The sequence below is a fragment of the Herbaspirillum seropedicae genome (assembly GCF_001040945.1).
Classification (GTDB): Bacteria; Pseudomonadota; Gammaproteobacteria; order Burkholderiales; family Burkholderiaceae_D; genus Herbaspirillum; species Herbaspirillum seropedicae.
On the sequence record NZ_CP011930.1, the window covers coordinates 3,435,125 to 3,447,742 of the forward strand.

Genomic DNA, 12,618 nt, shown 5'->3' on the forward strand with positions numbered 1-12,618 from the left:
CCTTCAGACGATAATGGCTTGCAGCCGGGCGGCCATGCCGGTGACCGGCAGCACTTCCACGGCGGCATTGAGCGCAACGGCGGCCTTGGGCATGCCGTAGACTGCGCAACTTTTCTGGTCCTGGGCCATGGTGTGGGCGCCACTGTCGCGCAAGGCCTTCAGGCCAGCCGCACCATCGCGGCCCATGCCGGTCAGCAGGAGACCTGCAACCTTGCCTGGCCAGTGCCGCACGATGCTCTGGAAAAACACGTCCACCGAAGGCCGGTAGACGTCATTGGGCGCGCCCTCCACATAACCGAGCCGCCCGCCCTCCTTGACCACCAGATGGCGATTGCTGGCCGCCAGCAGCACCGCGCCGCGTTGCGGGGCCTGGCCCTCCTGCGCCAGCCCGACCTTGAGCGCCGATTGCTGTTGCAGCCACTGCGCCATGCCCGGCGCAAAGGCGGCATCGATATGCTGGACGATCACCACCGCCCCCGCAAAGCCCTGCGGGATCGCCTTGAGCAGCGTGGCCAGCGCTGCCGGCCCGCCCGCCGAGGCGCCCACGGCCACCAGCGGCGGCAGGCTGTCGGCACGCGCCGGCTGAGCCGGCGCCAGGGTCTCGGCACGGCCGCCGCGCACCGGCGGGCTGACCATTTCGGGAGAGAGGCGTCCGAGATTATCGATCTTTTCGATCAAGGCTGCTGCGTCACGCTTGCCGGCGGCCCCGATCAAGGCCGGCGTCTGGGTGGCGTCGAGGGCGCCATAGCCCATGGCCTCATAGATCTTGTCAGCCGAGGTATCCATGTCGGAGGTCACCACCAGAATCGGACAGGGGGTGGCTTCCATGATCCGGCGCGTGGCCTCGGCCCCATCGACCTTGGGCATGAGCAGGTCCATCAGGACCACGTCGGGCAATTGCCAGGCGCACATCTGCACTGCCTGTTCGCCATCGCGGGCGATCCAGATCAGTTCATGGCGGCCGCTCTCGGCGATGACCCGTCGCAGCACTTCCACCATCATGGGTGTGTCATTGACGATGCCGATCTTCACTATGTCGCCTCTCCAATCAAATCCGTGACGGCCTGCAACAGGCTTTCGTCGTGGAAGCTGCTCTTGGTGAAGTAATGGTCAGCACCGGCTTCCAGGCCGCGCTGCCGGTCTTCTTCACGGTCCTTGTACGAGACGATCATCACCGGCAGCGACTGCAGGTTCGCAGCGCCGCGGATGAGGCTCACCAGTTCGATGCCATCCATGCGCGGCATGTCGATATCGGTGATGACCAGGTCGAAGCTGTCGGCGCGCACAGCATTCCAGCCGTCCATGCCATCCACCGCCACGGTCACCTGATAGCCGCGGTTGGTGAGCAGCTTGCGCTCCAGCTCGCGCACGGTCAGCGAATCATCCACCACCAGCACTTTCTTGCGCGCCGCCGTGGTGGTCGGCGCTGCGCCATCCTGGTCCACCGTCTGCAGGCGGCCGGAGGAGGTCAGCTTCTCCACCGTGCGCAACATGTCGGCCACGTCCAGGATCAGCAAGGGCGTGCCATCTTCCATGAGCGCGCCGGCCAGCACATCGGCAATCTTGCCCAGGCGTGGATCCAGCGGCTGCACCACCAGCATGCGCTCGCCCAGGAAGGCATCCACCGCCAGCCCATAGGTATGTTCCTGCTCGCCGATGACGACCACGCAGACGCTGCCGTCGCGCGAGCGCCACTGGCCCTTCTGCAAGACCTGATGGGCGCTGACCAGCCCGACCTGGCGCCCGCCATGGCTGAAGTGCTGGTAGCCCTCCAGCGTCTGCAAGGCCTCGGCGGGCAAGCGTAGCGTACGATTGACGTAGGCCAGCGGAAACGCATAAGGTTCACCGGCGATGTCCACCAGCAGGCTGCGGATCACCGACAGCGTCAACGGCAGCTGCATCAGGAAGCGGCTGCCCTGGCCGGCCTGGGTGGTGATGCGGATGGTGCCGCGCACCTGCTTGAGCATGTCGGCCACCACATCCAGTCCGACCCCACGGCCAGAGATTTCGGTGACGGTGTCGCGCAGGCTGAAACTGGGCAGCAGCAGGAATTCCAGCAATTCGGCTTCCGACAGGCGCTCGGCGGTTTCCTGGTTGGACAGCCCGCGCGCGACCACGGCGCTGCGCACCTGTTCGATATCGATGCCGGCGCCGTCGTCGGCCACCTCGATCAACAGCATGCCGGCGCTGTGGCGCGCCTCCAGCCGGATCACGCCCTGCTCGGGCTTGCCCGCGGCGCGCCGCTGGGCGCTGCTTTCGATACCGTGGTCCACGGCGTTGCGCAGCAGGTGGCCGATGGGGGCTTCCAGTTTTTCCAGGATGTCGCGGTCGATCTGGGTGGTATTGCCCACGATGTCCAGCCGCACCGACTTGCCCAGCGTATTGCCGACATCGCGCACCATGCGCGCCAGTCCCGCCGTGCCATCGGCAAAGGGCCGCATGCGGCAGGCCAGCGCCTCATCGTAGAGGCGCTGCGACAGATTCACCGAACGGCGATCGAAGGCGTCCAGCGCGCTCAATTGCTCGCCCAGCAATTGCTGGTTCTGCTGCATCAACGTGCGCAGTTCGGCAAAGGCGGTCTGGGCGAATTCATCGAGCTGGGTGGTGGCCAGTTTCTGTTGCAGCAGGTCCAGCGCCTGCATGGCCTCGCGCTGTGTGCGCTTCATGCGCAGCATGCTGGCCGAAAAGGGCTTGAGCTGGCGTGACTCTACCAGCGACTCCCCGGTCAGTCCGAGCAGCCGGTCCAGGCTGTCGGCGCTCACGCGCACCGCGCGCGCACCGCTTGCGTTGGCCAGATGCGCGCCGGCCACCGGTGCTGCCGGGACGGGCGCAGGCTCGGCAAGCTCGGGCTCGGGGAGCTGGGCTGCTGCCGCGACAACGGGCTCGGCCGCCGCCGGGGCGGGAGCGGATGTGGCAGCGGATGTGGCCGCAGGCCAGGGAGCGGCGTCACCTCCGCTCATCACGCTGGGCAGCGCCACCAGGAAAGCCTGCACCTCGGCGCTGCCGGCATGGTCGGCCCAGGCCTCGTCGCCGTCTGGCGGCGCAGCGATGCGCGCCAGCAAGTCTGCTCCGCGCAGGAGCACGTCGATATGTTTTTTCTGCAACAGCAAGCGGCCCTGCTGGGCCAATACGAAACAATCTTCCAGCACATGGGCCACCTTGACCGCCGGCTCCAGGCCGACGATGCGGGCCGCGCCCTTGAGCGAATGGCCGGCGCGCATGCAGGCTTCCAGATGATCAGCCGCGGTGGGCTGCTGCTCCAGCGCCAGCAGGCTGGCGTTGAGCTGGGCGATCTGGCTTTCCGCTTCGAAGCGGAACAGGTCCAGCATGGACATCTGGCTCAAGTCGGGCGTACTCATGTCATGCTCCGGTTGAGTACATAGAACAGCAATTCGTGATCCAGCAGGCCGATGGCGTGGCCGCGCCATTCCAGCATGCCCCGGGTGTACTGGATGGCGGCCTGGGCCAGGGTGGTCGGCACCGGCCCCAGGCTGCCATCATGGCGATGGACCCCGGCCACCTCGTCGACCGGAAACACCAGCGTCTGGCCGTCATGCGAGGCCACCAGCAACTTGGGCGGCAAGGCCTTGGGCGCTGCCGCCCCGAACTGGAACAACTGCGCCAGCGAGACGCAGATACGCAAGGCTCCCCGGATGTTGAGCACGCCCAGGATAGCCGGATTGCGCTGGTGCGGCAGGCTGTGCACGACACGCGCCTCGGCCACTTCCTGCACCACCGTGGTGGCGATGGCCCACCATTCCACGCCGATGCGCACCACCAGCACCGAACTGCGTCCCGCAGCCAGTTCCGCAGCGGGCGCGGGGCTGGCCGGCTCCTGCCAACTGGGCAAGGCGTCGTTGGCCAGGCTCACGCGATCGAGCTGCTGGACCGCCGCACGGGCGAAGGTCGGGCAATTCAGGCAGCGCACATGCTGCTGCAATTGCGGACAAGAACCATCGCCCTTGATGCCGATGCGGTTCCAGCAATCGTCGATGGCCATCAGTGCGTTCTCAACCATGCGCGCCCTCCCCTGGCTTGGCCATGCGCTCGGCGCGCTGGCGCATGCGTTGTGCGCCGCTGGCGTCACCCTGGGCCTGCAGCAGCGCCGCCAGCTGCAGCAAGGCCGCCTGGTGCTCTGGCTCCAGATACAAGGCCTTGCGGTAGCAGCGCTGGGCCAGCTCTTGCTGGCCGCCGGCGTCGTGGATCAGGCCCTGCAGATAGAAGGCCTCGGCGCTGGGCCCTTGTTGCTGCACAGCTTGTTCACACAGCTCCCCCGCCTGGGCAAACCGCCCTTGGTCGGCCAGCGCGCGGGCGCGCTCCAGCAAGCCTGCCGGCAGCGCCGTGGCAGGCGATGCCGGACGGGCCGCAGTAGCGGTACCCACGGCGCCCAGGGCAGCCGAGGCAACAATGCGCCGCGCGGGGGCGCGATGTGCAGCGTCCGGCCTGACTGGCGTCGGCGCGGGCGGGGCTGCCTGCACCAGTGACGCCCAGGCAGGCGGCAACGGCGGCACAGCGGCCGCCACGCGCTTGCGGAAGCCGAAAGCCAGGGCGATGCCGGCCGACTCCATGGTCGGGCCCAGCAGGATGCCGCCCTCGGCGGGACCGACGAAGATGAGCGCATCGGGTTTCATCACCGACGCCAGCAATTGCACCACCTGACGCTGCACGTCGCGCTCGAAGTAGATCAGCACATTGCGGCAGAAGATGAAGTCATAGGGCTGGCTGTGCCGCAGGAAGTCCGGCGCGAGCAGGTTGCCGGGCGCAAAGCGCACCTGGCTGCGGATGCGCTCATGCAGCCGCCACTGGCCCTGCTCGAGGTCGAAATGACGGTCCCGGAACGCCAGCTCCTGGCCCCGGAAGGAATTGCGCCCATACAGGCCGGCTGCCGCGATCTCCAGGGAACGGGTGCGGATGTCATAGGCATCGATGACGAACTGCCCTGGCGTGAGGCCGGCATCGAGCAAGGCCATCGCCAGGGAATACGGCTCCTCGCCGGTGGAGCACGGCAGGCTGAGGATGCGTATGACGGCTGCCGGCTGGGCCGCCAGCTTGTCGCTGGCCAGCCGGGCTACCGCAAGAATGGCTTCGCGGTCGCGGAAGAACCAGGTCTCCGGCACCACCGCCAGTTCGATCAGGGCCTGCAATTCGGCCGCCGAGCTCAGCAACAGGGAGAGGTATAAGGCATCATCTTCCATCTCCAGCACCGCCATGCGTTCGCGCACCACGCGCTCGATCAGGCTGGCGCCCACCGTGGCCATGTCCAGCCCCATGGCGGCCTTGAGCTTGTCGGCGATGGCCTGCAGCGACTTCATGCATCCTCCCGGGCATAGAGCACGGCGCGCGTGGCCGCGTCCAGCAGCGCCGACACCTGCACCCGTTGCAGCAGGCCGCCCTGATAGGGCATCACCGGCCCCAGGTACGGCGTCTCGTCATGCGCCACCGTGGCGCGGACGAATTGCTGCTCGGCACAGCGCAAGGTATCGGTGGCCTGCTCCAGGATCAGGCCCAGCAAGGCCGGCTCGCCCGCCGGCGAACGGTCATGCACCAGCACCAGACGGGTGCTCACCCGCTGTGCGGCGGGGCGGCCCAGCGTACGCTGGCTGAGGTCGATCACCGGTACGTGGCGACCTTCATAGGGCAGCAGGCCGGCGACCCAGGCGGGCGCGCCAGGCAGCTGCTTGCAGGGCGTCAGCGGCAGCACCACGGCTACTTCCGCCACGGGCAAGGCATAGCGGTCCGCGCCTAGCGAGAACAGCAGGAACAAGGGATCAGTCACGACAGCCATGTCAGGGCGCGGATCAGTCCTGCACCTTGAAGCGCGAGACGCCGTTGCGCAACTCATTGGAGACCACGTGCAATTCCTCGATGGCCTGGCTGGATTGCTGCAGGGATTCCACGGTCTGCTGCGCGGCTTCGGACAACTGCACCAGCGCCTGGTTGATCTGTTCGGCGCTGTTGGCCTGGGCCTGCATGCCTTCGTTGACGATCTGGAAGCGCGGCGCCAGCGCCTGCACCTGGGCGATGATCTGCGAGAGCTGGCTGCCGGCCGTCTGCACGTCCTGCATGCCGCGCCGGACCTGGTCGGAGAACTTGTCCATGCCCATCACGCCAGCGGCCACGGCGGACTGGATTTCCTTGACCATGACCTCGATGTCATAGGTGGCCACGGCCGTCTGGTCGGCCAGGCGGCGGATTTCGGTGGCCACCACCGAGAAGCCGCGCCCATGCTCGCCGGCCTTCTCGGCTTCGATGGCGGCGTTCAGCGACAGCAGGTTGGTCTGGTCCGCCACTTTGGTGATGGTGGTGACGACCTGGTTGATGTTGCCGGCCTTCTCGTTGAGGATGGCCAGCTTGGCGCTGACCGAACCGGCTGCGTCCATGACGTTCTGCATGGTGTCTTCCATGCGCGTCAAGCCCGCCTGTCCATTGCCGGCCAGGGCGGAGGTCTGCTCGGAGACTACCGACACCTCGTTCATGGTGCGCACCAGGTCGCGCGAGGTGGAATGGATCTCGCGCGAGGTCGCGCCGATCTCGGTGGTGGTAGCGGCGGTTTCGGCGGCGGTGGCCTGCTGCTGGCGGGCGGTGGCGGCGATCTCGGTGACCGAGGTGGCCACCCGCGCCGAGGACTTCTGCGCCTGCGAGACCAGCGCGGTCAGCTCATCGGTCATGCGGTCGAAACCGCTGCCGAGGTGGCCGAACTCGTCATTGCGATCCAGCGCCACCCGGCGCGAGAAATCGCCCGAACGCATGTAGTCGAGGATGCCCATGAGCTTCTGCAGCGGCTCGTTGATGGCGCGCATCAGGAAGAAGCCGCATACCAGCGCCGCCAGCAGGGCCGCCATGAGCGAGCTGAGCATGGCGAACTGGGCCGAGGTGACAGCGTCGTTGATGCGGCTGGCAGCGTCATCGGCAATGCTCTTGTTGGTATCGACCATGCGCTGGGTCAGCTGGTAACCCTGGCGCCACTGCGGCCGGATCTGTTCATTGAACATCTTGTCGATGGGAGCGCGCTGGCTGAAATCCATCTTCAGGACTTCGCTGATCATGGCGCGGTACTTCTGGCGCGTTTCCTTGAACTGATCGAAGAGCTTGCGATCGCTATCGCTGAAGATGGTCTTGTCGTAGTCTTCCTGCAGGCGGTCCAGACGCTCGCCATTGCGGCGCAACAGGGCCAGGTCGGCCTGGCGTTCGGCTTCGTTGGTGTCGATCTGGGCGATCTGCTGGCTCATCAGCAGGTTTTCGTACCAGGCGGCATTGATCATGGTGCTGTAGTACAGTCCCGGCGTGGAATCCTGGCGCAGCGCAGTGGCGCCGTTCTCGATACGGCCCAGGTTGACGGCGGAAATCCCGGCCATCAAGGCCATCAGCAGCAAGATGAGGGCAAAGCTCCCCAGGATGCGTTGTTTGATCGTCCAGTTCTTCATGCGCAGGATTCCCCCTTGGATGGAATGCACACCTCGGTGCGCGCATTAACTGGCGCGCACGCGGAAGCGTACATTTAGTTCTGTCTAGTAATACTTCGACATTATCATTGAAATCTTTCAATATCACTATTATCCGCGCACAACTGAACAACGCTTCACCAAAATAACAAAATGACAACGGCGCCCGCTAGGGGCGCCGTTGCTCAATGGATCGTGGACCGTGGATCGATGCGGAAAGGGGAAACCGGCTCAGGTGGGCATGGGCTTGTTGTCCTGCAGGTCGAGGAAGCCCTTGATCAGACGATAGGCCTTCCAGATCCAGGCCAGCGTGAAGACCAGCACGGCCAGCGGGATGCCGATGACGGTGAGCCACAACGCGCCACCGGCGAACAGCCAGAACAGGTACCACCAGAAGGAGCGGATCTGCCAGCGGTGATGGCTGTAGAGGAAGGTGTCACGCACGTCCCCGCGCTTGAGGTAATTGACGATCAAGGGCAGCCAGGACAGCATGCCCAATGAAAACACCAGGCAGATGGCATGGGCCAGATAGAGCCACCAGACCAGGTCGCGGCCGGTCTGGGTCTGTGGATCGAATACCAGTTCCTGGTTCATTGCGTCTCCTGAAGTGAAGGAAAAGCCGCCCGACAATCAGGCCAGCAGATTCAAGATGCCGTCCAATCCCACGAAATTCAAGCCCACGCTGGCTTGAGCCCGCACCACCGGCTTGGCGCGGAAGGCCACCGACAGGCCCGAGATACCCATCATCCGCAGATCATTGGCGCCATCGCCCATGACGATGGCCTGGGTCGGCTCGGCGCCGATCTCGCGGCAGACACGCTCGACGGTAGCGCGCTTCTCGTCGGCATTGACGATGCCGCCGACCACCTTGCCGGTGAGCTTGCCATCGACCACTTCCAGCGTATTGGCGTGGGTATAGTCCAGGTTCAGGCGCGCCTTCATGCGGTCGGTGAAGAAGGTGAAACCGCCCGAGACCAGCAAGGTCTTCAGGCCGGCGGCCTGCACCGCCTTGAGCATGTTTTCCGCCCCCGGCGACAATTGCAGGCGCTCGTCATAGACGCGCTGCAGCGCGCCCGCATCCAGCCCCTTCAACAGCGCCACGCGGCGCGTGAGGCTTTCGTTGAACTCGATCTCGCCGCGCATGGCCGCTTCGGTGATCTCAGCCACCTGCGGCTTCAAGCCCTGCATGTCGGCGATCTCGTCGATGCATTCGATGGTGATGAGGGTCGAATCCATGTCCATGGCCACCAGGCGGAAGTCGGCCAGCTTGCGGTCTGCGTCGATGAAGGCGTAGTCCAGGCGCGCCTGCAGGCAGGCGGCGTCGACGCTGGCCTTGAGCGCCTCGTTCAGGCTCACCCCGGCCACGCGCCAGACGTCGGCATCGGGCACGCGCGCATCGCTGATGCGTTCGACGTCGCCGCCCGCCAGTGCGGCGATGGCCTCGATGGCGGAAGAAGACACGGCGTGTTGCTTGGGGGCTTGCAGGATCAGGTTCATATTGTTCTGTTGATTCATTGATGCGGTTGGATTCGGTAATGCCTGGCCGGCACAGTGGCTCAGCCGGTGAGCGCCTTCATGGTCGCCTTGACCTGCTGCACGCGGGCATTCAGATCGGGCATGCTGGCCGTGATGCGCAGCTTGTCGGGACCGTTGAGCTTGACCTGGCGGTTCTTCTGCACCAGCTCGATGATGCGCATGGCGTCGATCGGCGGATTGGGAACGAACTGCAGCAGCGCCGCTTCCGAATGCGCATCGATCTTGATGATGCCCAGCGGCTTGGCGGCAATGCGCAGGCGATGCGTTTCGATGAGCGCCTTGGCCGCATCGGGCAGCTTGCCGAAGCGGTCGATCAGCTCTTCCTGCAAGGCATCAATGGCGTCGGACTTCTCGCAATTGGCCAGGCGCTTGTAGAGCGACAGCCGCTCATGCACATCGCCGCAGAAGTCATTGGGCAGCAGCGCCGGAGCGTGCAGGTTGATCTCGGTGGTGGTCGACAGCGGCGCAGCCAGGTCGGGCTCGCGGCCATCCTTCAGGGCGCGCACGGCTTCGTTCAACATGTCGGAATACATCTGGAAACCGATCTCGTGGATCTCGCCCGATTGATGATCGCCCAGCACTTCGCCAGCGCCGCGGATTTCCAGGTCATGCATGGCCAGATAGAAGCCGCTGCCCAGTTCCTCCATCTGCTGGATCGCCTCCAGCCGGCGCTGCGCCTGCTTGGACAGGCCCTGCACATCCTGCACCAGCAGGTAGGCATAGGCCTGGTGATGCGAGCGCCCCACCCGGCCGCGCAACTGGTGCAGCTGCGCCAGGCCGAACTTGTCGGCGCGATGCATGATGATGGTGTTGGCGGTGGGCACGTCGATGCCGGTCTCGATGATGGTGGTGCAGAGCAGGATGTTGAAGCGCTGCGCCACGAAGTCGCGCATCACCTTTTCCAGGTCGCGCTCGTGCATCTGGCCGTGCGCCACGCCGATGCGCGCTTCCGGCAGCAACTGTTCCAGCGCGGCCTTGCGGTTGGCGATGGTTTCCACTTCGTTGTGCAGGAAATAGACCTGGCCGCCGCGCTTCAATTCGCGCAGGCAGGCTTCGCGGATGGTCGACTCCTGCTCGGCACGCACGAAGGTCTTGATGGCCAGGCGCTTCTGCGGCGCGGTAGCGATCACCGAGAAATCGCGCAGCCCTTCCAGGGCCATGCCCAGGGTACGCGGGATGGGCGTGGCGGTCAGCGTCAAGACATCGACCTCGGCGCGCAGCGACTTCAGGGCTTCCTTCTGGCGCACGCCGAAACGGTGTTCTTCATCGATGATGACCAGGCCCAGGCGCGAGAACTTCACTTCATCGGAGAGCAGCTTGTGGGTGCCGATGACGATATCGATGGTGCCATCGCCCAGGCCCTTGATGGCCTGCGTGACTTCCTTGCCAGTGCGGAAGCGCGACAGTTCGGCGATCTTGACCGGCCAGTTGGCGAAACGATCAGCGAAGGTGGCGGCATGCTGTTCGGCCAGCAGCGTGGTGGGGGCCAGGATGGCGACCTGCTTGCCGCCCATCACCGCCACGAAGGCGGCGCGCAAGGCCACTTCGGTCTTGCCGAAGCCGACGTCGCCGCAGATGAGGCGATCCATGGGCTTGCCGCCGGTCATGTCCTTGATGACGGCATTGATGGCGGCGGCCTGGTCGGCGGTTTCTTCGAAGCCGAAACTGTCGGCGAAGGCTTCATAGTCATGCGCCGAATACTGGAAGGCATGCCCCTGGCGCAATGCGCGGCGGGCATACAGGTTCAGCAGTTCGGCGGCGGTATCGCGCACCTGCTGGGCGGCCTTGCGCTTGGCCTTTTCCCACTGGCCTGAGCCGAGTGCGTGCAGCGGTGCGTCTTCCGGCGAAGCGCCGGAGTAACGCGAGATCACATGCAGTTGCGATACCGGCACGTAGAGCTTGGTCTCCTTGGCGTATTCCAGATGCAGGAATTCGGTCTCGCCCTCGCCCAGGTCCATGCTGACCAGGCCCATGTAGCGGCCGATACCGTGGCTGCTGTGGACCACCGGGTCGCCGATCTTCAGTTCCGACAGGTCGCGCACCATGTATTCCACATCGGTGGCGGCCTGCTGCTTGCGACTGCCGACCCGGCGGCCACTGCCAGCGTACAGTTCGGTCTCGGTCACCAGGGCCAGGCCAGCGGCGGTGACGAAGCCGGCATGCAGCGGCGCCACACCGAGCATCAGCGGCTCGTCGCTGGCAAGGAAGCCGTTCCAGTCCTCGCACAGGACTGGATGGAGGTCGTATTCGGCAAAGTATTGCTGCAGCGTTTCGCGTCGACCATTGCTCTCGGCGCAGATCAGCACGCGCTCGGCGCCCTTCAGCAAGAAGCTGCGCAGGTTGACCAGCGGGTCATCGGCGCGGCGGTTGACGGCGATGTTGGGCAGCGGGGCCGAGATGGCCGAGGGTGCATCGTCGGTCTTGAGCACCCAGCGGGCGTGGGGTTTCAGGAGCGTGAAGAAATCCTCATCGTCCAGATAGATGGCCTGCGGCTCCAGCACCGGGCGCTCGCGATCGGCATGGAGGAAATTCCAGCGCGAGCGGGTATCGCTCCAGAAGCGCTTGATGGCTTGCTCGATATCGCCCACGGTGGCGAACATGGCATTGGCCGGCAAGTACTGGAACAGCGTAGCCGTCTCTTCGAAGAACAGCGGCAGGTAGTATTCGATACCCGCCGAGGCGATGCCGTTGCCGATGTCCTTGTAGATGGCCGAGCGCGACGGATCACCCTCGAACACTTCGCGCCAGCGATTGCGGAAGGCCAGGCGCGACGCCTCGTCCATGGGGAATTCGCGGCCCGGCAGCAGGCGCACTTCCGGCACGGGATAGAGCGAGCGCTGGGTATCGGCGTCGAAGGTACGGATGGTTTCGATGGTGTCGCCGAACAGGTCCAGGCGGTAAGGCAACACCGAGCCCATCGGGAAGATGTCGATCAGGCCGCCGCGCACCGAGTATTCGCCGGGCGACATGACCTGGCCGACGTGGGTATAGCCGGCCAGGGTGAGCTGGGACTTCAGCTTGCCTTCGTCGAGCTTTTCACCCTGCTTGAAGAAGAAGGTATAGGCAGCCAGGAACTGCGGCGGCGCCATGCGCAGCAAGGCCGTCGTCGCGGGCACGATGAGCAGGTCGCACTGGCCGGACTGCACTTCATAGAGCGTGGCCAGGCGCTCGGAGACCAGGTCCTGGTGCGGCGAGAAGGCATCGTAGGGCAGCGTTTCCCAATCCGGCAGCAGATGGCAGCGCAGACGCTCGCCCTCGCTGGGCTGGAACCACGGGATTTCGGCCAGCAGGCGCTGGGCATCGGTGGCCCCGGCCACCACCACGGCCAGCATGCGGCCTTCGGCCTTCAGCGCCAGCGCGGCCTGGGCCAGCAGATAGGCATCGGCGGAACCGTGCACGGCAGGAGGCTGGAAACGGATACCTGCCTTGGGCAGGCTTTTTTTCGGATCAAAAGACATCAGGATCGGGAGGATCGGCTTGGTTGGACTTGATTCGGGTACAGCAACGGCGCAGGCCCGGCGGCGGCCATGCTGGCAGCGCCGCAAAATGCCGGTCGCTTGCAAGGGATTGGCATTAGAATTCAGCCTCTCATTATAAACGAAGGCCCCATCGCAGACCGCCGCCAGGCGGGTGCCGGGGC

9 protein-coding genes are annotated in these 12,618 nt (G+C 65.3%); all 9 read right to left on the reverse strand.

Annotation, left to right across the window (positions count from 1 at the left end; all coding sequences use genetic code 11):
• Positions 1–3: 3 nt before the first annotated feature.
• Positions 4–1,032, reverse strand: coding sequence for a chemotaxis response regulator protein-glutamate methylesterase (gene cheB, locus ACP92_RS15105; protein WP_013234974.1), 1,029 nt, complete (start codon positions 1,030–1,032; stop codon positions 4–6).
• The gene (locus tag ACP92_RS15110) at positions 1,032–3,359 is read right to left on the reverse strand and encodes a hybrid sensor histidine kinase/response regulator (RefSeq protein ID WP_013234975.1); all 2,328 of its coding nucleotides are present in this window, start codon (positions 3,357–3,359) and stop codon (positions 1,032–1,034) included. Before ACP92_RS15110 ends, cheB begins: the two co-directional genes overlap by 1 nt.
• Entirely contained in the window at positions 3,356–4,018 is a 663-nt protein-coding gene (locus ACP92_RS15115; RefSeq protein ID WP_048348588.1) for a chemotaxis protein CheW, read from the reverse strand. The genes ACP92_RS15110 and ACP92_RS15115 overlap by 4 nt, the downstream gene beginning before the upstream one ends.
• On the reverse strand, positions 4,011–5,312 hold the full coding sequence (locus tag ACP92_RS15120; protein WP_013234977.1) for a CheR family methyltransferase: 1,302 nt from the start codon (positions 5,310–5,312) through the stop codon (positions 4,011–4,013). Before ACP92_RS15120 ends, ACP92_RS15115 begins: the two co-directional genes overlap by 8 nt.
• Positions 5,309–5,785 (reverse strand): chemotaxis protein CheW, encoded by a 477-nt coding sequence (locus ACP92_RS15125; RefSeq protein ID WP_013234978.1) that lies wholly within the window; start codon positions 5,783–5,785, stop codon positions 5,309–5,311. The genes ACP92_RS15120 and ACP92_RS15125 overlap by 4 nt, the downstream gene beginning before the upstream one ends.
• 13 nt (positions 5,786–5,798) lie before the next feature.
• Positions 5,799–7,424 (reverse strand): methyl-accepting chemotaxis protein, encoded by a 1,626-nt coding sequence (locus tag ACP92_RS15130; protein WP_013234979.1) that lies wholly within the window; start codon positions 7,422–7,424, stop codon positions 5,799–5,801.
• Positions 7,425–7,673: 249 nt separating this feature from the next.
• On the reverse strand, positions 7,674–8,036 hold the full coding sequence (locus ACP92_RS15135; RefSeq protein WP_013234980.1) for a DUF4870 family protein: 363 nt from the start codon (positions 8,034–8,036) through the stop codon (positions 7,674–7,676).
• Between the two features lie 36 nt (positions 8,037–8,072).
• The gene (gene serB / locus ACP92_RS15140) at positions 8,073–8,939 is read right to left on the reverse strand and encodes a phosphoserine phosphatase SerB (protein WP_171941761.1); all 867 of its coding nucleotides are present in this window, start codon (positions 8,937–8,939) and stop codon (positions 8,073–8,075) included.
• A gap of 59 nt (positions 8,940–8,998) precedes the next feature.
• The gene (mfd, locus tag ACP92_RS15145; RefSeq protein WP_013234982.1) at positions 8,999–12,436 is read right to left on the reverse strand and encodes a transcription-repair coupling factor; all 3,438 of its coding nucleotides are present in this window, start codon (positions 12,434–12,436) and stop codon (positions 8,999–9,001) included.
• Positions 12,437–12,618: the final 182 nt, after the last annotated feature.